Below are 25,139 nucleotides of genomic sequence, written 5' to 3'. Positions count from 1 at the left end.
ATCGTATCGTTCCAGTATCTTCAACGCCTTTTCGTGCAGCGGCACCCTGACAGTTTTCGCCTGACATTTCTTCGTCTTCTGCGGCATGTATTCCAGAAAACCGTCCTTGATATTGTCCCTTGTGAGACGGTAAAGGTCGCCCACTCGGCAGCCGACATAGCAGTGGAACACGAAGATGTCACGGATGACGGCCAATTTCGGGCAGTCGCTCAAGTCCGCATCGTAGAGGATATTCCTCTCTTCGGAAGTGAGGAAGAACGGGTCGCCGTAGGTAGGTTCCTTGCAGCCGTAGAGCACATAGACCTCATTGTCGGAATACTTCATCTTCTTGCACCAGTGCAGGAAGGTGCAGAACAGGTTCATGATGTTGATGACGGTCGTACCGGAAAGCGGCCTCGGTCTGTGGTTGATGAGCATGCGGGGAGCATAGAAGTCGGGGTGTTCCTGCCGCAGCTTGTACTCGTTCACCACATAATCCCGGAAAGCGTTCATCTGCTCCAGCGTGACGGTCTCCACGAAGAGGGTGAAGTCCGCCTCGCCCAGTATCTCCCGGCGGTAGTCGTGATAGCGGGACATCTTGCGCTCGAAGCGGACGATATGCTCTTTTGTTCTCTCCGCACCGTCAAACTTCTCCAGATACTCGTGGACACGTGCGAGCAGGTTCGGGTGGTTGCGCTCGAAGGCGCGGGCAGGGTACAGCACATCCTCGATGACCTGCCTCATCCACCTGCTGTCCGCCTTGTCCGAAAAGGTCTTCTCCGCCCGCTCGATGATGGAGGCGATCTGTTCCGGCAGCCGTTTCTGCTCGGCGGCAGGCACGGCTGTCGTGCGTCTGTAGCTGAGGGTATCGGATTCCCAATACTTGTCCTGCACTTCAAGTGGGGAAACGACCTTTATGTCCACATTCTTATCCCTGACCCGGAAGCAGATGTTCGAGGCCTCGGGGGAACACTTTTTCAGATAGACGGAAACTTTCATTCACGTTGCTTTTTCGGTTATGCGGCAAAGGTATAACAAATTCCCGTAAATGTTCCCATATATCCCGAAGAATCTTGCAACGGATTAAGATAAATTAAAAAGTCGTTCCCGAATCAGATACCATATAAAGTACAGAAAATCAATGGTTATATTTGCAGATGTTTAGCTCTTTTTTTCATTTCGGGCTGTATCCGGCTCCCCGAATATCATATATTGCAGTTCCACGCTTTCTTTATATTAACGAATCACTATCCCGGAGTTAGATAGTAGCTCAAACATCATGAAAAAAATTTTATTCCATTTATTTCTGCTGGCCTCATTATTTATGGCAGCTTGCCATGACGATAACGGAGGTCCCTCTTCTATTGTCATCGACAAAGATCAGCAAAACCAGACAGCTTACGCCGACGATACAGAAAAAACCATCCGGTTCGAAGCGACAGAAGCCTGGCATACCGAAGTCGACTACACAGCAACAAAAGCAACGGAAACCGTAGAAAAATGGGTAAGTCTCGATCCAGCCAGTGGCGAAGCAGGCGAAATCACCATTAAACTCGCCTTATCCACCAATTACACCGGTACTGACCGAAAAGCGACGATCCACATCATTTGCGGAGGTACGACGATCACGGTCATCATCGAACAAAAAGGAGAAACTGAAAACGGAGAGGTGCCGGATGAAGATTCTCCGGCCGATGGAGTACGTAAAATCTCTGAAATCATTACTTCCACCGACGGCGAACCGAATCACATCGTATTTACCTACGATGAACAAGGACGTGTACAAGAATACTCACTGTATAAAGAAATCTCCGGTCAGAAAAAAACAGAATACGTGACGACTCTGACTTACTCAGAAGACCGGATCGTCAAGAAAACCCAAGCTTACAATGACAGTTATACGACAGGAACAACAACCTATTCGCTATCCGAAGGCCGTATCGGCAAAGCAAGGGCGGAAACCGACAATTTCGATTGTGACACCTGGTACTACGACTCAGAAGGCAATATGACCAAATATATCGAAAGATATACGATTACGATGGGAAGTGTCGATCAGGAAGGAAATACAGGAGCAACCGTCGAAGTTCTCGATTCGACTGTCACCACTTATATCTGGCAAAACGGAGTGGTGAAAACCATGCATTACTATCCGGAAGACAATGTTTCCAACGATATCATCACCTCGGAATTCGAATATTACGATCTGGATGAAATCCGGCCATTACCATCGGTAATAAAACTACAATATTACCCGGAAGAACTGGCGGGTGAAGATCTGACTTTATTTGGTTATAACGGTAATGTTCCTGCCCGGTTCATAAAAAAAGTAACTACTTCGGGAGACCGGTGGAATAAAGACAATGGCACGACTACTTATCGCTATGTAACCGATTCTAAAGGATATGTGGTCCAAATCTACAGCAAATGGGAGTCCGCGCAGGGCAAGACCGATGCAGAAGAAAAACTGGAATGTGAAATCATTTATGAATAATTCTACGGCATGGTTGGATTGCCTGGCATTCGAGGAATCAGGCATAAAAGCCTTCGGCTGTTTCGGAAAACGGAGTGCTTACCTGATGAGCAAAGAAAAAGACGGGTACAACAATGACGAACATGTCTTCGAATACCGGACAGACAACGAAGGCTATATCCGGGAAATCACCGTTACAACTTACGATGGCCAACACCAGGTAAGCAGTAAACGTATTCACACCATCAGCTACATCGACGCAAACTGATTCTATCGTTTCATCGATCGGAATCATTCCCCTATCTTCCCGCTGAAAGCCGATTCGCTTCATATAGAGAAGATAGGGTTTCTTTATTTCGCCATAACAACCGGGGAAGCGTCTGATATGATTCACTTTGACCGGCGATCAAACGGCTTTTACATCATAAAGTCAACTTTGTTAGCGCCGGACATTCTTTATTTAAAGTTTATTTTATAATTTTGCAGCTTGTTATAAAAAAAGTGTGCTAGTCATGAAACGGATTGATTTTCAACCGGTATTATTCGATACCCTAAAAAATTATTCGAAAGAAAAATTCTTTACCGACCTGATGGCCGGAATTATTGTCGGAATCGTTGCTCTTCCATTAGCCATCGCTTTCGGTATTGCTTCGGGGGTAAGTCCCGAACAAGGTCTGATCACAGCCATAATCGCAGGATTTATCGTTTCCTTCCTGGGAGGGAGTAACGTACAGATCGGAGGACCGACTGGGGCCTTTATCGTTATCGTTTATGGTATTATTCAACAATTCGGTATCGAGGGTCTGGCGATCGCTACCGTTATGGCCGGAATCATGTTGGTCTTGATGGGAGTATTTAAACTAGGCACAATCATCCGCTTTATCCCTTATCCGATCGTCGTCGGATTTACCAGTGGTATTGCACTTACCATTTTCACGACTCAGATCAAAGATCTGTTCGGATTAACCATGGACAAAGTGCCCGCCGATTTTATCTCCAAATGGATTGCTTATTTCCACAGTTTCGACACAACGAACTGGATTGCACTAGGGGTAGGAATCGGAAGTATCCTGCTCATTATCGTCACTCCCCGGTTTTCTAAAAAAATACCGGGTTCGTTGATCGCCATCATTGTCATGACCGTTATCAGTTATCTGTTACGCCATCACCTGAATATCACCGGCCTGGAAACCATCGGCGACCGTTTTGAGATCAATGCCAGCCTGCCGACTCCCAACGGCTTAGCGTTTAATATCGAAACCATCAATCAGCTTCTGCCGGCAGCTTTCACCATCGCCATTCTGGGAGCCATCGAGTCTTTATTATCGGCCACCGTAGCAGATGGAGTCACCGGACATAAACACAATTCCAATACAGAGTTAATAGCCCAGGGAGCAGCCAATATCGTAGTTCCTTTCTTCGGAGGGATTCCAGCCACCGGAGCAATTGCCCGGACCATGACCAATATCAATAACGGCGGCAAAACTCCTGTAGCCGGTTTGATCCATGCCGTTGTATTATTATTGATACTCTTGTTCCTCGGCCCCTTGACCAAACATATTCCGATGGCTTGCCTGGCCGGCGTTTTGGTTATCGTTTCTTACAACATGAGCGAATGGCGTACATTCAAATCACTGATGAAAAACTCCAGATCGGATGTCGCTGTATTATTGACTACTTTCTTATTGACCGTCATTTTCGATCTGACCATCGCCATAGAAATCGGTCTGTTACTGGCCCTGGTACTCTTTATGAAACGAATGAGCGAAGTAACGCATATCACGGTTGCCAAAGATCAGCTCGATCTGTCGAACGAGGGCGAAATCTACCATGAAGAAGAAAAACTGATCGTACCGCAAGGAGTCGAAGTATATGAAATCGACGGCCCGTTCTTTTTCGGTGTCGCCAATAAATTCGACGAATGTATGAAAACCATCGGCGACAAACCCCGCATTCGTATCATCCGGATGCGCAAAGTACCGTTTATGGATACGACAGGGCTGCACAACCTGGAAAGCCTTTACCGTTTATCTACGAAAGAAAAAATACAGGTCATCCTCTCCGGAGTAAACGAACAGGTTCGTGCAACTTTGGTCAAATCTTCCTTTGCCCGAACCATCGGCGAAGAAAATATTTGCAGTAACATTCACGAAGCATTGAAACGGGCGGAAGTATGTCTGAAAAGTTAAAGCGCTGACTTTTCAGACACCCCGGTCTGCATCAGAATCCGAAATCATCGAGTATTACCTCTTTTTTCTCTGCTTCCTGAAAAGGTTTAGCTTCCTGATGCACCGGATTCCCTTCAATATAGATGGCGCGGAACGGACGTACCGGGCAGACATATTCACATCCCCCGCATCCGACACAAATATCGGGATTCACGGAAGGGATCGTCAAACCATTTTTATAAGGAATCATAGTCACGGCCTGAGTAGGACAATGTTCGGAGCAAGCCCCGCAACTGGTCTCGTCGGTATTGACGATACAATTTTCGCGGACAAAAACCACCCGTCCCATCTGCAGCTTATGCTTTTCCTCTTTGGTAAGCGGCAATAAAGCCCCGTTCGGACACACTTCAGAACATACCGTACAATCGAAGTTACAAAAACCATGACCGAAATCCATTTTCGGTTGCATCATCCCCCCTAAACCATAATCCATAAAGGCAGGTTTCAACACACGCGAAGGACATTTGGTGACACAAAGATGACAAGCCGTACAATGTTTCAATAAATGCTCTGCACTTTGAGAACCGGGAGGGCTCAACGGATGCTCTCTTTGCCAGGATTTATTGGTTTTAACGACAGCCTTTCCCTGAGCCAGCACTTTGTTGGGAAGAAGTAAAGACAAAGCCCCTACGGTAGCCACAAACTGCCGCTTAGAAGTATCCACCGGCTTTTCCGGCGTCTTCCGCCCTTTCTTCCACCCCAATCCGTATTTTATACTATGCTTATGGCAAACCGACAGACAATTATAGCAGTCCACACAACGGCTCTGATCTACCTTTTTGGCCTTGCTATCGATACATCCCGCCTTACATTGCCGCTCACAAAGCCCACATGAAACACAGGCATCGGCCTCTATCCGGATCTGCCAAAAAGAATAACGCGATAAAAAACCCAATAATGTTCCTACCGGACAGACAGTATTACACCAGGTACGGCCATACTTCCAGGCCAACCAGCCAATCCCGCAGAAAGTCAGGAGCCCGATGAAAAGAGAGGCCATACTCAATACATAAATATCGGTATGATAAAATGTATAATTACCGAAACTATTGAATACCCAGGCCAGCAAATTATTTACAGCCAAATAAACAGGCCGGAAAACATTTACCCCCATCCGTCCAAATGCACTATATGGATCGAGCAGGCTTAACAAAACAGTAGCACCGAGTAAAAAAGCCAACACCACTATTCCCAACACCCCATAACGCAAAACGCGTTTTTCACGGGTATAACGATAATGCTTTTTACGATTTATTCTCTTCGCTATCCAAGCTACGACATCCTGAAAAATACCCATCGGGCAAATCACCGAACAATAAATACGCCCGAATAATAGTGTCGCCACCAGCAGGATCAATACAATACCGAAACTCCCCGCCAATAAGGCCGGGACAAACTGTATCCGTGCCAGATTAGGCCATCCTGTAGTTAAACCGGCAAAATCCAGGAAATAAAAGGTAATCACGGCCCCCATGACTACCGCAAACAAAACACGTAATTTTTTTAGCATAACATCCCCCACCTTTAGCCTTTTGCCTTTAGCCTTTTGCTTTTAGCCTTTAGCTTTTTGCTTTTAGCTTTTTTACCTTTTTTTCAAATCTTAATCCTCTTCACTTTCAAGCGATTGATGTCCATCGTACCGATTTTCAGCTCCTCTCCTTTAGCCAAATGTCCAACCACCTCCAGAGGCATCTTTTCCACCTGATTGAAAAACTTAGTAGCTGCCGTATCTACAGCGACAATATCCGGCGACATAAACACCCCCTTGGCCAGCACCACGTCGGCTTCTGATTTTCCGCGCGGTCCATTGGTTTTCATCAGACGGTAAGCATCCACGACATTCAATACCGCCGGCTTACTGATTGTGCAAATATCAGCGATACATTGCTGCAAATCATTGCGATGGAAAAATCCGCGATCCCAGACAATCCCCATATGATTTTTCATCGAAATGGTCATTTTAGCCCCACCGTGATTTTTCAAAATAGGAACATTGATCCACACATCACAATCCAAAATAGCCGAATGTATTTTAGCTGTTTTCAGGCTTTTGGCCTTAGGTAGTTCCACTTCCCGGTAATAAGATTCCTCATGTGCCGGCATCACCTTAGCACCGGCCGCTTTGGCAGCCTCTTCGATTCCGCTGTTTTTATAACATTTCCGCCAGTCATCGCAAGTATGATCGAACACAACCACCTCCTTTGCACCGGCATCGAAACATTGCTTAATAATTTCAGATACCAATTCAGGATTGGTATTTCCTGCCAATTCGGGCACTTTATCCCAACCGATATTCGGTTTGACAACCACTTTTTGTCCGGCTTTGACAAATTTCCCCATACCTCCGAATTCAGCGATTGCTTTCCGGAACATTTCTGCCGGTTCACCACCCATTACGGCGACCAAATCGCATCCCCCGGCCTGAGAAGTATTTTGTGCCATGATATCCATCACCCCATCCCACTTCATTGTCACAGCAGCCCCTGTCAAGGCTAGTGTCTTTAAAAATTCTCGACGATCCATAAAGTCTGTTTATAAAGTTCGTAAAGTTATAAGGCCCATCATACGCACGAACAACTCCTTAATCCGTCCGCCATGGAAAACGAAAACACATTTCATTATACAGGCAATAGTCGGCATTCCCATTGACAGCAAAAGTCTTCACTACAGCAGCCCCCGCACCGAGCAACAACTGTCGGGCATAATTCAAGGTTGTTCCGGTTTTTACCCGGTCCTCTACCAATAATATTTTTTTCCCTTTTACCTCGAACCGGATTTCCTCTAACAACCGGGGCCGGTCGTACAATTGTTTTTGATCGGCATCCCTTAAATGCAATTTCAGCAACTGCATATCCAGATTCAAACGCTGATTCAGCATCGCTGCCGGAATAATACCTCCATTCGCAACAGCAACAATCAAATCGAATCGTTCTTCGAAAGTAATCTCCAGAAAACGCTGTCTTACTTCCTCAAAAGTCTTAACATTCATATTTAGCCAACCCTTTCAGGATTACCCAGCCAAGCACCACTTGCAACAACATTCCCGGGAATCCGATTTTAAAATCTTGCAATGCAGCAGACAAATCCGAAGCGATCAACCATTCGGCTATACCACCGAGCACCTGATAGGCCACCACCACCGCAGCGACATGCAATAAAGAAACCCGTTGACTTCTGTCGGCTACAATAGCTCCCACCAAAGCCAGTAACGTAGATTTTACCAACAAAACAGGTAACATCCCTGCCGGCGGCATCCCGAATAAGAGGTGATTACACAAAGGTGACAATACAGCAGTCAGTATACCCACTTTCAAACCGAATTTATAAGAAGCGATCAAAGTAAAAAAATAGATCGGTAAAAATATTTTACCTCCATCCGGCATTAAATGGCACAATTGGGGAAGCAGCATATTTCCTCCGACAAAAAGGACCGCAAACAAATAGGTCCGGACATTCACAACAGAAAGATTTAACTGACGAAATTGAGATACGATCATCATTTTAGTGCATATTTAAAATTTAACCACTTCAAATATACAAATTTTTCATAGTTTTGATCAATCGCTATACTTTTTTCCGATTGAAATTAAAAAAAACAATGCTTATCTTTGGAACATGAAAATTTTAGGAAATATCATTTGGTTACTATTCGGAGGAATCTTCGTCGCCGTCGAATATTTCATCGCCAGTATCGGATTATTTATCACAATCATCGGTATTCCCTTCGGGCTCCAGACAGTCAAACTCGGTATATTGGCATTATGGCCCTTCGGAAGCGAGATCGTACACCAAGAATCGCCCCACGGATGCCTTTCTACCCTGATGAACATCATCTGGTTTTTTATAGGCGGAATCTGGATTTTCCTATCGCACATTTTTTGGGGAGTCCTGTTTTGTATTACGATTATCGGTATCCCATTCGGAATGCAACATTTCAAATTAGCCGGACTGGCACTCACTCCTTTCGGACACGATGTAAAATAAAACCTTTTATCTTACAAACAATATGCTGACTCCGATGACACAATAAATCAAAGATTCTGCCACATTCACCGCCAAAGCCACCTTAGGGTTTTGCATCAAGCGACGAGCTAACCGATCCGCCACAGCAGCTACCATTGAAAAAATCAGGAAAGCCTGAACCATAAAAACAAGCCCTAACAATAACATCTGAGGAATGGGATTTTCTATCCCTTTATCTATAAATTGCGGAAAAAAAGCCAGAAAAAACAAGATTACCTTAGGATTCAATATATTCATCAGTATCCCTTTCCGGTATAGTTTTCCACTGACAGCAGCGTCTCCCGACAACTCGAAATGATTCTCCCGACGGGCCAGAAAAGCTTTTACTCCAAGATACAACAAATAAGCAGCACCGGCAAACTTCAACATCGTAAAAGCTACAGGAGAACTCATCAGCAAAATCGAAACACCCAGACTGACAGCCGTTACATGAGCGATCAAGCCGGTACACAATCCGGCGGCAAAGACCATCCCGGCCTTTCGTCCCCGGGTGATACTCTGTGTAATCACAAAAAGTATATCCGGTCCCGGCATCAAAGTCAGCAGCACTGCCGCACTAATAAATCCCCAAAGGTTCATAACTATAAATCAGATTCTAATTATTTTCAGCTAAAATTAATGCTAATAATCAAAAAAAATTAATTTTGTGAGAATAATTTAATCAATAACCATTAAAATCCATCGATCATGATTTCACTGATTATCCTGGGTATTATCTTCCTGTATGCCATTATATCTTACAATACGCTGACCCGAAAAAGAAACAATGTCGACAACGCTTTCGGTTCGATCGATGTCATGCTGAAAAAAAGATTCGACCTTATTCCCAATTTAGTCGCTACTGTACAGCAATACGCGAAACACGAAGAAGAGACGTTTGCTAAAATCACAAATTTACGGACGAAGAGCTACGACTCCCTCACAGCTGAAGAAAAAACAGATTTTGACAAAGCATTCACGGCTGCTAAAAATAATTTCTTTATGGTAGCTGAAAACTATCCGGCCTTACGGTCTTCGGAAAATTTCATGCAACTACAAAAGACACTGAACGAGACAGAAGAACAACTTTCGGCTTCCCGCCGGACCTATAATGCAGCTGTTACGGATTACAACAATTCGGTGATGACCTTTCCATCCAACATCATTGCCAATCTGTTCAGTTTTACCAAAAAAGAAGTATTCGCTATTCCGGAGGAGGAAAAAGTGAATCCGGATGTAAAAAAATTGTTCCGATCTTAATCCACAGTTATGGAACAAAACTTTCAGGATATTTATGAACAATTGCAATCCCGAATCCGACAAGCAGAAGACAAGAGGTTGCAATTAAAAGCGAAAGGAACGAAAAACGGGCTGATAGCGGGAGGTATTACCCTTGTCGCAGGAGTTGTCGTCAGCCTGATTATCGGAGGGGGATGGCCGGGTATCCTTATAGCATGTATGCTCGGCTTGATCGTACTATTTTCTTGCATTCAGTCCAAGTCGGGAGAATTATGTGCTTATTATAAAGAAAATATCATCTCATCCATTATTTCTTATCTTTGCCAGGAAGCAAGTTACCGGCCGGAAAGCGGAATCGCAGAATCGGTCTTTATGAACAGCCAGTTATTCAATACCTCACCCGACCGTTATCGCAGTGAAGATCTGATTTGCGGAAAAATCGATAAAACCAGTTTTATCTGTTCGGAAATTATAGCCGAAGAAAAACGGGTCACGACCGATTCCAAAGGCCGCAGGCAGGAACACTGGACAGATATTTTCAGAGGTTTCTTTTTTATAGCCGACTTCAACAAAAACTTTCAGGGCCAAACGGTCGTTTTCCGTAACTCCTGGTTTAAACTCAACCTGAGTAAACAGAGAGTCAAACTGGAAAATCCGAACTTTGAAAAGCAGTTCGACGTATTTTCTACAGATCAGGTAGAAGCCCGGTACATCCTCACTCCTAATTTAATGGAAAGATTACTCGAACTTGATTCCAGGTTTCCGGGGAAAATAACGGTAAGTTTCAGAGATTCTTCTGTCATCATCGCCATTCCCGATCAAACGAATCATTTTGAAACCAACATTTGGGAATGCCAGTTGAATACGGATAAACTGAAACGGGAATTCGGGACCTTGGTCAATTTATTTCAAATTATTCATGATTTAAACCTGAATCTGCGTATTTGGACCAAAGATTAACTTTTTATTGATTTATGTTACTAAATATCATTTACTTATTAGCAGGGTTTATTATTTTAGTGTATGGAGCCAATTTTCTGGTCGACGGTGGTGCAGCACTGGCCCATCGGCTGAAAGTACCGAATATCGTTATCGGCCTGACAGTGGTAGCCTTCGGAACCTCGACTCCGGAACTTGTAGTGAATATCATTTCATCGATCGAAGGAAGTTCTGCGTTGGCATTAGGTAATGTTCTGGGGAGCAACATATTCAACATCATGGCAATCCTGGGAGTGACCGCCTTATTCGTCCCTATCGGAATCAAAAGATCCACAACATGGATTGAAATTCCGCTGGCTGTACTGGCAGCAGTTCTTATCCTGATATTGGCGAACGGTGAGCCGGCAGGTATCATCACCCGGGCAGAAGGATTTTGTTTACTTTGCTTTTTTGCCGTTTTTATCGCCTACACCTTATTTATTGCCCAACGGGGTGGTCAGGAAACCGAAGAAGTAAATATAAAACCTTACAGCCTGAAGAAATCTGCACTTTTTATTTTGTTAGGTCTAGCCGGCCTCGTCGGAGGAGGACGCTTATTGGTTGACGGAGCAGTCAGTCTGGCTCAGATGGCAGGTATTTCGGAACGAATCATCGGATTGACCATTATCTCTATCGGAACCTCCCTGCCGGAATTAGCCACTTCCTTGATCGCTGCCCGCAAGAAAAACGCAGATATAGCCATCGGAAATGTCGTGGGTTCGAATATCTTCAATACCTTCCTGATCCTGGGAGCTTCGGCCGGCATATCCCCTCTGAAGGTAACAACGGATAGTGTAACCGATTTATGGGTCAATATCGGAGTTTCCGTCCTGCTGTTTATTTTTGTTTTCACCGGCAAGGGAAGACAGATCAACCGCTGGGAGGGTGCCTTATTTTTAACCCTGTATATCACCTATCTGACTTTATTGATCGTATCATAAAAGACCGGCATGTTTTTTTATACCGTTATGAAAACCCCTATCGTATATCTCCTATTCATGATCGTTCTGTATCTGTCTTGCTCACCTCGTCCCCAAAGCCCGGCCGATATTCACACCGATCTCAGCAATAACAAGATATTACAATTATCCGAACTATTCGACAGGATCCGTTATATTCCTTTGGAAACTCCAGATACCGCTTTGATAGCCAACGTACAATCGGTCACTTATCATAACGGCCGTTATTATCTTATCGCCGAAAACACCCTTTATGTTTTCAACCGCCACGGGCAATACCTCTCCCAGCATAACAACCGGGGACGGGGAGCAAACGAATACAGCAGTATCTTCAAAGTAAAAAGTTCCATCGGTGATTCTGTGATCTATGTATCGGGCGATAACGGTAAAGGCCACATCGTCATGGCTTACGACAAGAACGGAAACTACCTGAAAACATTGATACAAAACCGATCCTTCAATATGGAATTTAACGTACTGGAGAATAGTATTATCATTTCGGACGGGCGAACTGTCTCCCTATATGACAAACAAGGGAAATTGGAAAACGAAATTCGGATCAGTCCTTTCGATTCTATCTCTTTCGGTACGAGCAATCATTTATCCGATTTCTCCAGCCAGGAGGTTATATTCAGTTGTCCCGGTAGTGACACCCTCTATTTTTTGGGTAAAAGCGGCATTACCCGTAAAATATCCCTGGATTACGGTCATAATCAAAGCCCGGAGCAATTCAAAAAATCGCTTTCGAACCCGATCACCTTCCCTTATTTTCACAATTTCATTTCCTTAGGTAAAACCGTTCTGGATCTCATCGTTATCGATCAGAAACAATACATGATTCAACTGGACTTAACCCGTCGGACCGCCACGGTATGCGATACCCTTGTCAACGATATCGACCACACAATACCCTATATCCCCCGGGAGATAGTAGAAAATCAAGGTTTGATGGTTTTACCGGCCCCGGTTTTCTTTCATTTTATCCAACCGGAACAACTTTCAGCTATCCCAGCCCTCCGCAACCTGACCGAAGATGCTAATCCGGTAATCGTCGTTTTAAATTTAAAATCCTCCTCTTTATAAAACAATAGAAATATTTCTCGGCCTATCTTCACAGGCAAATCACAGAAATCATTAACTTTGTATCTGTGAGAAATAATTGTTTTAAAAAAACATAAAATTTTATTGACAAAATTTATAAACACATGAAAAAGGGATACATTGTTTTAATCGTTATCGCTGTAGTTGTATTGAGTATTTTCTTTTGGTTTAAAGGGGCTTACAACGGTATGGTCAATATGCGCGAAGCCGTATCGGCCCAATGGTCGAATGTGGAAAACCAATATCAACGGCGCCTGGATCTGATCCCCAATCTGGTCAATACAGTGAAAGGGTATGCTTCACACGAAGAAAATACACTGACCGAAGTAGTCAATGCCCGGGCAAAAGCCACTCAGATGCAATTGAATATCGACCAGCTCGACGAAGCGACCCTAAAAAAATTAAGTAACGTACAAGGGGAATTATCCTCCGCTTTATCCCGATTGATGGCTATTTCTGAAAATTATCCGGATCTGAAGGCTAACCAAAACTTTCTTGATTTGCAAGCCCAGCTCGAAGGAACGGAAAACCGGATAGCAGTAGAACGCCGGAAATTCAACGATGTCGCCCGCAGCTACAATGCTTTCATCCTGCAATTCCCCAGAAACCTGGTAGCCGGAATGTTCGGATTCACCTCCAAACCCTATTTTGAAGCCAATGCAGGAGCTGAAAATGCTCCTAAAGTAGAATTTTGAGCAATGAAACCATCCGATTTTTTCACCCCGGCTCAGAAGACCGCTATGGTTGCCGCCATCCGGCAAGCAGAAAAAGATACTTCCGGCGAAATCCGGATCCATTTCGAAAATCATTGCCGGAAGAATGTACTCGACCGTGCAGCCCAGGTCTTTGCCGACTTGAAAATGCATAAGACAGCCTTGCGGAACGGTGTACTGATTTACGTCGCATTAGAAGATAAACAATTGGCGATATTGGGAGATGCAGGGATCAATGCGAAAGTGCCGGACCATTTTTGGGATGACATAAAAAACAATATGATAGAAAAATTCAAATCAGGACAGATTTGCGAGGGAGTTTGCGAAGCTGTCCTGACTGCAGGACAGCAGCTAAAAGTTTTTTTTCCCTATCAGGCAGACGATGTCAACGAACTGTCGGACGATATCTCATTTAAAAATTAAACATGAAACGATCAGTCCTTATTTTCTTTATATGCATTACTTCCTTTTTACAGGCTCAGGATCTACCCGAACCGATGCGCCCCAAACGGATAGTCAATGATTTCACTCAGCTGTTCAGTCCACAGCAACAACAAGCATTGGAACAAAAATTGAGAAATTTTAACGACACTTCTTCCACCCAGATCGCAATAGTAACCGTCCCCACCCTACAAGGCTACGCCCCCAGCGATTATGCCCAGCGTTTAGCTGAAAAATGGGGAGTCGGCCAAAAAGGAAAAGACAACGGAGTCTTACTTCTGATCAAGCCCAAGAGCAGGACAGAAAAAGGACAAGTAGCCATTGCCGTCGGATATGGATTGGAAGGAGTCATTCCGGATGCCATCGCTTCGAGAATCATCCGGAACGAAATTATACCTGAATTTCAACAAAACAATTATTACCGGGGAATTAACAAAGCGACAGATGTACTCATGCAGCTTGCCGGTGGGGAATTTACAGCCGAACAATATGCCCGCAAAAACGGAAATGGCAGTGCCGAAGTGATCATCATTCCTATCTTGATCCTATTTCTCCTGCCTCTGTTTTTCCGAAGAAAAAAAGGGTATACCACAGGTAGCCATGGAAGTGGAGGAATCCCTCCCATATTTTTCGGAGGTTTCGGCGGTGGCGGCAGCAATTTCGGTTCTTTCAGCGGAGGTAGCGGAAGCTTCGGAGGTTTCGGCGGAGGGAGTTTCGGCGGTGGCGGGGCCAGTGGAAGCTGGTAAAACGATAAATACAGATAATGCAAATACCGGACAGTACCATATGTTCACTCCTCAATCAAGGCGAGGAGAAAGGCATGGAATATTTGTTTACCAGATATTACAAGCCTTTGGTACTATGGGCGGCTTCTTTCCTGAACAACATTCCCCAGTCGGAAGATCTGGTACAGGACTTTTTTATCCGTTTATGGGAAAAAAGGACCCAAACCTCCCTACAAGCAACCACCTTCAAATCTTTTCTTTACACTTCTGTACGCAATCTGGCATTTGACCGGATGGAAAAAAAAGATCCCCTGCGCCATGCTACCGATCTGAAGTCTTCCGACAAAGCCTGGGAAGAATACGATACCCTGGAAGAAGAAGTATTGGCCCGGGTCAAAAACGAAATCGATAAGCTTCCCGAAAGAAGCCGTCAAATCATGCAATGTATCTATTTACAAGGATTACATTATAAAGAAACTGCAGCTAAACTAGGCATTTCTATCGCTACGGTGAATACGCTTTTAGTCAACGCCCTCAAAAAAATTCGTCAGGCCTATCCCGATATAACCCAAAATATCATCCTGTTTTTGCTTTTATCCGACAAAAAAAAGATAAAAAACCAAAAACACAAAAGATTAAATTCCAATTCATTATAATTATTTTTTCAACTATTTCAAAAAAAGTTGTCTTTTCCATTCAATGAAAATTAATATTTTCCCGTACTATGGATAAATGCAACCGATATGCTAAATAAAGACAACATCGATCAATTACTTTTAAAGCATCTCTTACAGGAAAACGCCGTAGAGGAAGAACAGCTTCTGAAAGAATGGTTGGGACACGATCCTGAACATCAAAGGTACTTCGAAAGATTCCGTCGGCATCACATTCACCTTCAGGCTGCTATCCAATCCGGCCGTATTCAAGGTCAATATATTGAATTTGCATCCTGTCTGAAACGGCGTCATATCCGCCGTCTTTTTATCCGAGTTGCAGCCATCGCCCTGATTCTGCTCGGAGGCGGACTTTCCTTTTACCTGATCCATACCCCTTCACTGATTCCGACTTTAGCCGAAGTTCCGATTCATCCGGGTTCGTCAAAGGCGATTCTGCATCTTTCTTCCGGAACTGCGATTCCCGTAAACACCACTTCGCAGGAGTTAAAGGAAAAAGATGGAACACTAATCCGTATTTCCAATGAAGGAGTCTTGAATTACGCAGAATCAGCCAACATTTCGACTGCAAACCTGATAAACCGACTCGAAATCCCCAGAGGTGGAGAATTCAAAATCAAACTGGCAGACGGGACCGAAGTATGGTTGAATGCAGAGACAGAACTCCGATACCCAACAGTTTTCTCAAGCCTGGAAAGAAGAGTAAAACTTCAGGGAGAAGGCTATTTTAAAGTTGCTAAAAATGAAAAACAGCCTTTTATTGTCGAAGTCGGCGATATTGAAGTCAAAGTATATGGTACCCAATTCAATATCAGTACTCAAAATAAAGACAACATCGAAACCGTTCTGGTCAGCGGTAGCGTCAGTATCCGCCACCACGACCAGGAGACTCACCTAAACCCTTCCCAAAAGGCAGCCTATACCTCCTCCGGGAAACTAACGATTGAAGAAGTGGATGTTTTACCTTATATCACCTGGAAAGACGGAAATTTCATGTTCCAAAACGAGTCCTTGGAATCGATCATGAATAAATTAGCCAGATGGTACGATCTGGACGTATTCTACCTCAACGAGCAAACTAAAAATATTCACCTGTCAGGTATGATGACCAGATATAAAGAGGTATCGGAACTTTTCCACTATTTTGAAAAAATTTCCACCGCCCGTTTCATCATCAAAGGCCGGACCGTGACGGTAAAATAAATGTTCGTTTATTCAAAATAAACAGCCGGGAATGTACCACCATTCCCAGCTGCAATCAGATAAAAAGACAGCGGACAAAGCTAACTGTAGGCTGTCGGATTGTTTTACCTTAAAATACAAATTTATGGAATGTAAACGAATCTTTGTCCTTTCGGACTTAAAAAGATTAAAAATTGTCAGGATTATGAAGTTATTCTCAATTTTTATGCTGGTATTCACCTTGGGAGGTTTTGCTTCCGGATACTCTCAAAAGCAAGTCGTCACTTTGAATTTAAAGCAATGTGACGTCAATACGCTATTACAGGAAATCTGGAAACAAACCGGGTTGCGGTTCGTTTATAACGAACAGGATGTCGCCCAACTAAAACGCTTTGACGTTAACGCCCAACAGAAGCAAGTAGACGAAATTTTAGACCATATCTTCAAAAACACGCCTTATCAGTGTGCTTATGAAAGCGACGTTATTTATATCACCCCTCGTCCGGTAGGCGATCTTCCTCAAGTCAAACAGGAAAGAGTGAAACTTTCCGGTAATATCAAGGACAAAAACGGAAATGTTTTACCGGGAGTAACGGTCTTCATCGGTAACTCGGACATTGGTACTTCTTCCGATATCAATGGTAACTATCAGCTTGCCATCCTCAAAGGTAATGCGGTGGAAATCGTCTATTCTTTTATCGGAATGAAAAAAGTCACCTATAACTTTCCGGCAACGGAAGATGTCCGTCATAATGTCGTCATGGAAGAAGATCAGGTTGAATTGCAAGACGTTGTAGTTATCGGTTACGGAAGCAAGTCGGCAAGAAACCTGACCAGTTCCGTATCGTCGGTCAAAGCGAAAGACCTGGAAAAATATGCCAACGGAGCCACGACTTTCGACAACATGCTAGGTGGAGCAGTGAAGGGGGTATTGGTCAATCAAAACTCAGGAGAACCAGGTGCCAAAGCAACTTTAAACATCCGGGGAATCACTTCCCCGTTAAAATCGCAAAACAATAATGAACCCTTGTATGTCGTCGACGGTGTACCTTTCTTTGTCGAGCGCAGCCTGAATATGCTGAATCCGCTTTCAACTCTTTCCCCCAACGACATCGAAAGTATCGACGTATTGAAAGACGCTGCCGCAACAGCTATTTATGGTTCCAGAGGAGCCAACGGAGTAGTCATCATCAAAACCAAGGACGGTCACCGCAACGAACAAATGAAAATCAGTCTGGGATATACCTTGAGTGTCGGTAACCAAATTAAAAAATTCAAACCATTAAACACAACTAAATTTAAAAATCTCCAGGAATTAATCATTAAAAATACACTCGGAGCCATCAACAAAGCACAAATCACAGACGATAATATCATATACGGCCAAATCTATCCTGCAATCGATTATATGGCCAATACTTCCTATGATAATTACGGAAATATGATATTCGACGGATTAAAAGACGAGGCTTTCGGTGAAGAAAATACCAATTGGGTAGATGAGACCAATAATAAGAATGCACTGACTCACATGTATAATCTGGCTATCCGCGGAGGTGGAAAATTATCCAATTACTCCTTTTCTTTCAATGCAATCGACCAGGAAGGTTTGTTTATCAACGACGATATGCAACGTTACAACAGTCGTCTGTCCTTTGACTCGGATGTCTCGAAACGCTTCAAAGTAGGAGCAGCCCTGGGTTATACAATGACCAAACGCCATAGCGGAGCTGCAGGCGAAGAAATGGGTATTACCCGAGAATGGAATGTCAGACCCGATGTACCCGTATACGATGAAACGGGAGAATTATACCGCATCGACGGAACTCTGACCTGGGGTTTCCCCGTAGGTTTAGCCAATCCAGTCGCAAACCGGCAAAATAAAAACAAAAAAGAATCTTATCAATTCCTGGGAAACAGTTATCTGGAATACAAAATCTTCAACGGTTTGAAAATCAGAGGAGATATCAATATCTCTATGTTTCAGGATCAGTATAGTAATTACAACCCGCTGGTCGCCCAAGACGATTGGGGAGGCGGAGGCATGTCCACCCTTCAGGACGACCGCAGCAAAGCCGCCAATACTTCGATCAACTTCAGGGCCGACTATAATTTCCAGATAGAAGACCATTATTTCAGTTTTATGGTCGGCTATGGTTGGGACCGTTCTTTTAGTGAATATACTTCGCATTACTACATGGGCTTCCCGGATGATGAAGTCCTGAATAATGCGGGGTCTGCAACAGAAACACACTGCATCGGAGACGCAAAGTCCAAAAGTGCCCTCAATTCCATTTATGCCCGTGCCAGCTATAATTATCTCGACAAATATCTGGCAGAAATCAATTTCCGTTCTGATGCCTCTTCCAAATTCGGCCCCGGTAATCAAAGAGGTTATTTCCCTTCTATATCCCTGGGATGGCGGATGAGCAGCGAAAATTTCATGGCCGATGCAGAAAAAGTCGACGATCTGAAATTACGTTTCAGTTGGGGACAAACCGGTTCTACCAACATCAACGATTTCGTCTACAGACAATTTTATGAAAAAGGCAATCCTTATATAGGACAATCGACTCTGACTCCCGGTTTATTACCTAATCCGGATATCAAATGGGAAAGGACATCCGAATTCAACGGTGGATTAGATTACGCTTTCTTCAACCACCGCCTGTTCGGTAGCATCGACGGATACTATCGTTACACCAAAGGTGCATTGGCTCCTTCCCCCTATCCGCTCGAATCAGGTTCCACTTCCTATACGTCCAACTTAATCGACCTCTCCAACAAAGGCGTTGAGATTGAAATCGGCGGGGATATTATCCGTACAGCCGACTGGACCTGGACCTCGAAATTCAATATAGCCCTGAACCGGAACAAAATCGAAAAACTCAATGGAGCCGAGCTTTCCAGTAACGATGTCGATACCTATATAGAAGGTCAGCCTGCCGGCGTTTTAAAAGGATATATCGTCGAAAAAATATTCCAAAACGACGATGAAGTAGTTACTCTAAATAAAACAGCCGTAGCTCGTGGAGCGAATTATTACCAGGAAAAGTCGACCGGTATGGGTGACTTCAAATACAAGGACCTGGATGGGAACGGTTATATCGACAGTAAAGACCGGGAAGTTATTGCTACTCCTCAGCCTAAATTCTTCGGAGGATTTTTCAATTCGGTCAATTACAAAAATTTCAATTTGTCGTTCGTTTTCCAATTCTCCCAAGGAGCTAAAGCTGCTGTTTATAATATGATGAGCGATATGTATGGGTATATTGGAAATAACATCTATCCCGAACTCTATGGGAAAACCTGGAGTCCCGAAAATCCCGATGCTCGTTATGCACGTCTGGTTTATACCGATCCTTCCAAAAACTCTCGTTTCTCCGATCGTTACATTTACGAAACATCGTATTTACGCTTAAAGAATATTACTTTCTCTTATAATTTACCACAGAATTTCCTGAAGAAAATCAATGTACAATCGGCCATGTTATTTGTCAGCGGCTCTAATATCTGGACCGTGACCCAATGGCCGGGTATCGATCCGGAACTGATCAGTAGTTTCACTACTTCACAGATGACCCTGAATGAAGATCCCTATCCATTGAGTAAAACATTTACCTTAGGTGTTAAAGTTGAATTTTAACGATAAAATCTCATACTATGAAAACAACATATATTATTTCTACCTTATTTCTCTCTGTATTGATTTGGGCATGTGACCTGATGGGAGACGTAGATAAAGTAAAACCTTATTATAAACTGGAAGACCAAACCGCAATACGGAATGCCCAGAGTGCAGAACAGGTGTTACGCGGGGTATATACCCAATGGAGGGCCATGAGTCTTTGTAACTTCCGAAGCCATATCGGCCTGCTCGCCGGTTCATTAGCACTCTCGGGTAGTGGTGGATTGGCAGGAGAAACCGGTTTCACCGACAACAATGTACTGGAAGACAATAGTATCATCGGAAATGTCTATAATAATTTATATGATGTAATCAACGCGGCCAACTTTATGATCGAATTTTTGGAAAACAATACGGTAAAAGACCTGGACCCTGCGAGACGTATGGAAATATTAGGCGAAGGCTATTTCAACCGGGCCATGGCTCACTTTATGTTGTTACGCTATTTCGGGCAATTTTACGATACCGATTCTCCATATGGTATCGTCCTGTCCGACAAACCTTACCGGGAACCGTTAGCAAAGGCCCGCTCGACTGTAGCTGAAAGCTATAAATTTATCGAATCGGATCTCGATTCAGCTATATTATATGCTCCGGACATGCCTATGAGTAATTATACGCCCACTCATGCGCAGGCCGGAAAAACAACCGCACAAGCCCTGAAAGCAAAAGTATTACTAAGTAAAGGAGATTACGTAAATGCAGCCCTACTGGCCGATGAAGTGATTCAAACAGCCGGCAACTACGGATACGGGCTGGTTGACTTTATGAGTATCTTCAGCGATATGTTCGATTCTCCTGAAGTGCTGTTCGCTCCTTATGTCTCCAACTATGAAGAACAATGTAGTTTCATTTTAGACCGGACAACTTATAGTTCTTATTCTCAAAAAATAGCCGATGCGATGGATCCCACTCCAGGGAACAAAGAAACAGGAGAAGGTTACGATCCCCGTTTTGCCGCCCCGTTTCTTACACCGGACGTCATCACAACTTCTTTCAAAAACGGGAAATATCCTCACAGTACCAATGATGACGGCAAGAGCAATACCTACTACTTCCTGCGTTTGGGAGAAGTATATTATATCCATGCAGAAGCGGAAGCCCGGCAGGGAGGCAATCATCTTGCGGCAGCCCGTACCAGTCTGCAAACCGTTTTGGATGCCCATGTCCCGGGAGTATATGACGTGAGTACTATTCCTGACAACCAGCTTTTAGAAATGATCCGCCAGCACAAATGGATCGACCTGCTTTTTGAAAACCAAGAAGAGTGGTACGACATGATCAGGTATTATAAACACGGCGATTTAGACATCACCACCATACGCCCGAATATAAAGTCGGATAAACAATTGATCCTACCCATCCCGCAATCGGCCAAAGCAGGTAACAACTTACTCATCGAAAACCCTTAAATCCCCAAAAATGAAAAATCTGTTAACTGTGCTATTCCTTGTTCTGGCAATTCAGTATTGCCAGGCACAAAATAAATCTTTTCACATCACCGGCTCTATCCAAGGCCCATGTGAAGGGATGGTTTTCAAACTGTTGGATAATAGCTATCCTCCTCAAACAATTGCAACAACGGTCATTAAAGATCATTGTTTCGAATTGACCGGGGAAATTCCGGCACCCGGCTTTTATCGTTGGATCATCGATACGACTCCCGTAGGGAAAAAATCCTCGGAAGCCAACTGGTTGGCCGGCAATTTCTATTTGGAAAATTCGGATATCACTTTCCAGGGAGATATCCATACTTTACCCACTTATTACTGGAATCCGGAACGTAAAGGTAAGATGATAATCCAGGGTTCGGAGACAGAAGATCTGTATCAGTCATTCAAAACTTCTATCCAAGAACTGAGTAAAGCCAGAAATCAGGCAGACGGCGAATACCTCGAGCAATATCACCGTCCGGCATTAGACAACATCTTCAATACCGAGGAGGGCATTCGCCTGGCCCGCCGGATCTCCGAACTGGATCGGCAGATCATTCAGGCCACGATCCGATTTATCAAACAAAATCCGGCTTCTGTAGTGGCTCTCGATCAAGCCGGTTATTTCCTGCTCGGAGAGATCGACTTAACCTCCGGTCAGATCGAAGATCTGCAAAATACACTTTCCGGGGTTTGGGGAAATTGTCCCCGTATGACCGAATTCAAGGAAAAAGCAGAGATGGCCAAAAAAATCGCTATAGGAGCCCCGTTTCAAGACATCGAACTCACCGATCCGGAAGGGAAAAAAGTAAAATTATCCGAATGCCTTCCAACCGGAAAATATGTGATGCTCGAATTCTGGGCATCCTGGTGCGGCCCCTGCCGGGGTGAAATTCCTCATCTGAAACACGTCTACCAGAATTACAAAGACAAAGGATTCGAGATCATCAGTGTCTCGATCGATCAAAAGAATAAAGATTGGCAAAAAGCCATGAAAGAAGAAAAGATGCCCTGGATACAATTAAATGATCCGCAAGGAGAAAACGGACCGGCAATACAAGTATATAATGTGACCGGAGTACCCCATTGTATTCTGTTGGACAAAGAAGGTAAAATATTCAAAACCAATATGCGGGGCGCATACCTGGACGCCGCATTAGAACAATTAATTCCTTAATACGATGAAAAAAATATTTTTAGCTTTTTTATGCAGCAGTAGTTTAGTCGCTTGCCAAACTAAATATGACGGTTATATCCTCAACGGTAACATCGGGGGAAACAGTGAAGGCATGAAAGTACAGTTAGTAAACGAAGCCGTCTATCCTCCGGTCACCATCGACAGCACGGTTATTAAAAACGGCAGGTTCCAATTGAAAGGTAAAGTCGACCGTCCCGGTATGTATCAATTAATCATCGACAAAACCGGCCAGGATGACCCGTCCCAAATGTTAGCCAGCCGGTTTTACCTGGAAAATTCGGTTATCAGTTATTCCGGTCACGTCGACAGCCTGCGTACTTATTATTGGAGCGATGAAACCTTCCGGAAAGATCCGGTAGTAAAGGGCTCCGCCTCCCAGGATCTGTACGACCGGTATTTGAAAAGTATCGCCGATCTCAGAAAACAATCCGGAACCATAAATGAAAAGTATCTGGAAGTATATCATCGGCCGGCAATGGACGGCATATTCAATACAGAAGAGGGAATCGCGTTAATCAAACAAGAAAACGAGATCAACAAGAAATTAAACATCGCCCAATGGAAATTTATCGAAGAACATCCCGAAAGCATAGTAGGATATGATTTAGCCCTTCAATTCCTACAAGGCATGTACGTCAATTTAACCGTCCCTCAGCTCGAACAATTGACTGCACTCATCACCAAAGCCTGGGCGAATATTCCCCCAATGGCCGAAAACTTCAAAACCATAGCTGACAAAGCCAAAACGATGGCTATCGGCGAAAAATATCAGGATATCGAACTGATGAATCCGGAAGGGAAAATGGTCAAGCTTTCTTCCTGTGTACCCGAAGGAAAATATGTGATGCTGGAATTCTGGGCATCCTGGTGTGGTCCCTGCCGGGGCGAGATTCCACACCTTCGTCATGTATATCAGGAGTATAAAGACAAAGGCTTTGAAATCATCAGTATTTCTATCGACGAAAAGAAAACCGACTGGGACAAGGCGATGAAAGAAGAAAAAATGGTTTGGAAGCAACTGTGTGATCCCAACGGTTTTAACGGACCTGTCGCCCAAAAATACAATATCACAGGAGTCCCCACCTGTATCCTTCTCGATAAAGAAGGCCGTATCTTTAAAACCGAAATGCGGGGAGCCGCCTTGGATGCTGTATTACAGGAACTATACTGACTTTACCTATTCCCCCGGCCACCGATGTTGCCGGGGGTAACCTCCGTAACCATCAATAAGAATAAACCTCTCCTTTATAGGTGATTTTCAGAGAGCGGTCACTTCCCGGAAGTGGTTTCATCTCGGCCTTAACAATCTCTTCTTTCGGAGAGAACCTATTTTTCAACCGCAGATACAATAGTCCTTTATCAAAAAGATAATGACTCTCTGCATAACGGATCAGCGATTCTGCAATTTCAAAATTCAGTATTTCTTCCTCATCGGTCATACTCTTCCCCACACCGGAAACAATCCAATCTCCATCGTTAAAATTCCGGGGTGTTTGTTCTCCGTTATAATTAATTTTCAGACTGGCATCGGATATCCATTTCCGGTTTTGCAAAGCGGAAACCTGAAACACCCAGGTTCTTAAACCGGAACACAAAACGGTAATCTGTCCCTCATACGGAGCCCGGTAGCCCACAATTTCCCAGTGAGCTGTTTCAGTGGTTAATGCCAGATCGTCTGTTACAATCTTAAAAACCGAATCCTGTCCCTTCCATCCGACCCATTCGTGTTCATTCACTTGCTGAAGACGATATTCCGGGAAAAGTTCTTCTGCCCGGTCTTCTCCTTCCTCATCCAAAGCCGTCAAATAGGTGTTCATTCTCAAAGCAAGATCCCAAAACGACAAAATAGAAGCCATATTACCTTCCAAATAATCGAAATTTTGTTTACCTAACTGATAACCTGCATGAGAATCGTAGCCACACTCCTCCGAACAAGCTCCCAAAGAACCTATTAAAACAAAAATTAAAACACTGTATAACAACGATTTAAATATTTTCATAACTCTCACAACTTATTCCTTCAAAAGGAATTTCATATTTTATGTAAAATTAAGTAAAATATTTTAATAAACCAAACAATACACTTATAACAAATTCTATTCCAAAACTTATACCGATGAAAATTC

The 25,139-nt window shown here is 43.8% G+C and carries 24 protein-coding genes; 17 read left to right on the top strand and 7 right to left on the bottom strand.

The window, feature by feature from the left end:
- Window positions 1-978: site-specific integrase (locus WS42_RS15370; protein WP_286728330.1), on the bottom strand; the 978-nt coding region annotated here is incomplete at its 3' end.
- A 280-nt stretch (window positions 979-1,258) separates the two neighbouring features.
- Here WS42_RS15370 and WS42_RS05650 point away from each other — a divergent pair.
- The 3 genes from WS42_RS05650 to WS42_RS05640 all read left to right on the top strand — a co-directional run bounded on the left by WS42_RS05650 (window position 1,259) and on the right by WS42_RS05640 (window position 4,641).
- Window positions 1,259-2,473: a BACON domain-containing protein gene (locus WS42_RS05650; protein ID WP_013613232.1), complete on the top strand. Its 1,215-nt coding sequence runs from the start codon at window positions 1,259-1,261 to the stop codon at window positions 2,471-2,473.
- Entirely contained in the window at window positions 2,466-2,720 is a 255-nt protein-coding gene (locus WS42_RS05645) for a hypothetical protein (RefSeq protein WP_046402733.1), read from the top strand. Before WS42_RS05650 ends, WS42_RS05645 begins: the two co-directional genes overlap by 8 nt.
- Window positions 2,721-2,964: 244 nt before the next feature.
- Window positions 2,965-4,641 (top strand): SulP family inorganic anion transporter, encoded by a 1,677-nt coding sequence (locus tag WS42_RS05640; protein WP_013613230.1) that lies wholly within the window; start codon window positions 2,965-2,967, stop codon window positions 4,639-4,641.
- A gap of 31 nt (window positions 4,642-4,672) precedes the next feature.
- Here the strand turns inward: WS42_RS05640 and WS42_RS05635 are convergent, their stop codons facing one another.
- From WS42_RS05635 to WS42_RS05620, 4 genes are all read right to left on the bottom strand, one after another.
- Window positions 4,673-6,190: a 4Fe-4S binding protein gene (locus WS42_RS05635; RefSeq protein ID WP_046450833.1), complete on the bottom strand. Its 1,518-nt coding sequence runs from the start codon at window positions 6,188-6,190 to the stop codon at window positions 4,673-4,675.
- Between the two features lie 83 nt (window positions 6,191-6,273).
- The gene (locus WS42_RS05630) at window positions 6,274-7,203 is read right to left on the bottom strand and encodes a DUF362 domain-containing protein (protein ID WP_046402736.1); all 930 of its coding nucleotides are present in this window, start codon (window positions 7,201-7,203) and stop codon (window positions 6,274-6,276) included.
- Window positions 7,204-7,261: 58 nt separating this feature from the next.
- Window positions 7,262-7,669, bottom strand: a complete 408-nt coding sequence (locus tag WS42_RS05625) for a phosphoribosyltransferase (protein ID WP_013613227.1) — start codon at window positions 7,667-7,669, stop codon at window positions 7,262-7,264.
- Window positions 7,659-8,180 (bottom strand): hypothetical protein, encoded by a 522-nt coding sequence (locus WS42_RS05620; RefSeq protein ID WP_013613226.1) that lies wholly within the window; start codon window positions 8,178-8,180, stop codon window positions 7,659-7,661. Before WS42_RS05620 ends, WS42_RS05625 begins: the two co-directional genes overlap by 11 nt.
- Before the next feature lie 115 nt (window positions 8,181-8,295).
- On the opposite strand from WS42_RS05620, the gene WS42_RS05615 reads away from it, so the two are divergent.
- The gene (locus WS42_RS05615; protein WP_046450832.1) at window positions 8,296-8,664 is read left to right on the top strand and encodes a YccF domain-containing protein; all 369 of its coding nucleotides are present in this window, start codon (window positions 8,296-8,298) and stop codon (window positions 8,662-8,664) included.
- 6 nt (window positions 8,665-8,670) lie between these two features.
- Here WS42_RS05615 and WS42_RS05610 read toward each other — a convergent pair whose 3' ends face one another.
- Window positions 8,671-9,282: a LysE family translocator gene (locus WS42_RS05610; RefSeq protein ID WP_013613224.1), complete on the bottom strand. Its 612-nt coding sequence runs from the start codon at window positions 9,280-9,282 to the stop codon at window positions 8,671-8,673.
- Between the two features lie 108 nt (window positions 9,283-9,390).
- On the opposite strand from WS42_RS05610, the gene WS42_RS05605 reads away from it, so the two are divergent.
- The 13 genes from WS42_RS05605 (at window position 9,391) to WS42_RS05545 (ending at window position 24,184) form a co-directional block, all read left to right on the top strand.
- The gene (locus tag WS42_RS05605; RefSeq protein ID WP_046402740.1) at window positions 9,391-9,942 is read left to right on the top strand and encodes a LemA family protein; all 552 of its coding nucleotides are present in this window, start codon (window positions 9,391-9,393) and stop codon (window positions 9,940-9,942) included.
- Between the two features lie 9 nt (window positions 9,943-9,951).
- Window positions 9,952-10,881, top strand: coding sequence for a DUF3137 domain-containing protein (locus tag WS42_RS05600; RefSeq protein ID WP_046402742.1), 930 nt, complete (start codon window positions 9,952-9,954; stop codon window positions 10,879-10,881).
- Between the two features lie 14 nt (window positions 10,882-10,895).
- The gene (locus WS42_RS05595; RefSeq protein WP_046402744.1) at window positions 10,896-11,840 is read left to right on the top strand and encodes a calcium/sodium antiporter; all 945 of its coding nucleotides are present in this window, start codon (window positions 10,896-10,898) and stop codon (window positions 11,838-11,840) included.
- A gap of 27 nt (window positions 11,841-11,867) precedes the next feature.
- Window positions 11,868-12,941: a DUF4934 domain-containing protein gene (locus WS42_RS05590; protein ID WP_162613263.1), complete on the top strand. Its 1,074-nt coding sequence runs from the start codon at window positions 11,868-11,870 to the stop codon at window positions 12,939-12,941.
- Window positions 12,942-13,063: 122 nt separating this feature from the next.
- The gene (locus WS42_RS05585; RefSeq protein ID WP_046404527.1) at window positions 13,064-13,654 is read left to right on the top strand and encodes a LemA family protein; all 591 of its coding nucleotides are present in this window, start codon (window positions 13,064-13,066) and stop codon (window positions 13,652-13,654) included.
- 3 nt (window positions 13,655-13,657) lie between these two features.
- Window positions 13,658-14,095 carry a TPM domain-containing protein gene (locus WS42_RS05580; RefSeq protein ID WP_046450830.1) on the top strand — a complete coding sequence of 146 codons (438 nt, stop codon included), beginning with the start codon at window positions 13,658-13,660 and terminating at the stop codon, window positions 14,093-14,095.
- 2 nt (window positions 14,096-14,097) lie between these two features.
- On the top strand, window positions 14,098-14,859 hold the full coding sequence (locus WS42_RS05575) for a TPM domain-containing protein (protein WP_013613217.1): 762 nt from the start codon (window positions 14,098-14,100) through the stop codon (window positions 14,857-14,859).
- Between the two features lie 17 nt (window positions 14,860-14,876).
- Window positions 14,877-15,494 (top strand): RNA polymerase sigma factor, encoded by a 618-nt coding sequence (locus tag WS42_RS05570; RefSeq protein ID WP_046450829.1) that lies wholly within the window; start codon window positions 14,877-14,879, stop codon window positions 15,492-15,494.
- Window positions 15,495-15,581: 87 nt separating this feature from the next.
- Window positions 15,582-16,715, top strand: a complete 1,134-nt coding sequence (locus WS42_RS05565) for a FecR family protein (RefSeq protein ID WP_046450828.1) — start codon at window positions 15,582-15,584, stop codon at window positions 16,713-16,715.
- A gap of 184 nt (window positions 16,716-16,899) precedes the next feature.
- Window positions 16,900-20,340 (top strand): TonB-dependent receptor, encoded by a 3,441-nt coding sequence (locus tag WS42_RS05560; protein ID WP_046450827.1) that lies wholly within the window; start codon window positions 16,900-16,902, stop codon window positions 20,338-20,340.
- A gap of 17 nt (window positions 20,341-20,357) precedes the next feature.
- The gene (locus WS42_RS05555) at window positions 20,358-21,794 is read left to right on the top strand and encodes a RagB/SusD family nutrient uptake outer membrane protein (protein ID WP_013613213.1); all 1,437 of its coding nucleotides are present in this window, start codon (window positions 20,358-20,360) and stop codon (window positions 21,792-21,794) included.
- 10 nt (window positions 21,795-21,804) lie between these two features.
- On the top strand, window positions 21,805-22,992 hold the full coding sequence (locus WS42_RS15365) for a TlpA disulfide reductase family protein (protein ID WP_013613212.1): 1,188 nt from the start codon (window positions 21,805-21,807) through the stop codon (window positions 22,990-22,992).
- Between the two features lie 4 nt (window positions 22,993-22,996).
- Complete coding sequence (locus WS42_RS05545; RefSeq protein WP_022160353.1) at window positions 22,997-24,184, top strand: TlpA disulfide reductase family protein; 1,188 nt, start codon at window positions 22,997-22,999, stop codon at window positions 24,182-24,184.
- Between the two features lie 52 nt (window positions 24,185-24,236).
- On the opposite strand, the gene WS42_RS05540 is transcribed toward WS42_RS05545, so the two are convergent.
- Complete coding sequence (locus WS42_RS05540; protein WP_046402756.1) at window positions 24,237-25,013, bottom strand: hypothetical protein; 777 nt, start codon at window positions 25,011-25,013, stop codon at window positions 24,237-24,239.
- Window positions 25,014-25,139 lie beyond the last annotated feature (126 nt).

Origin of the sequence: Odoribacter sp. N54.MGS-14, from assembly GCF_000980295.1 — a bacterium.
In the GTDB taxonomy this organism is placed as follows: Bacteria; Bacteroidota; Bacteroidia; order Bacteroidales; family Marinifilaceae; genus Odoribacter; species Odoribacter splanchnicus.
The sequence above is the reverse complement of the archived record's forward strand: the minus strand, read 5'-3'. Positions and strand labels throughout refer to the sequence as shown.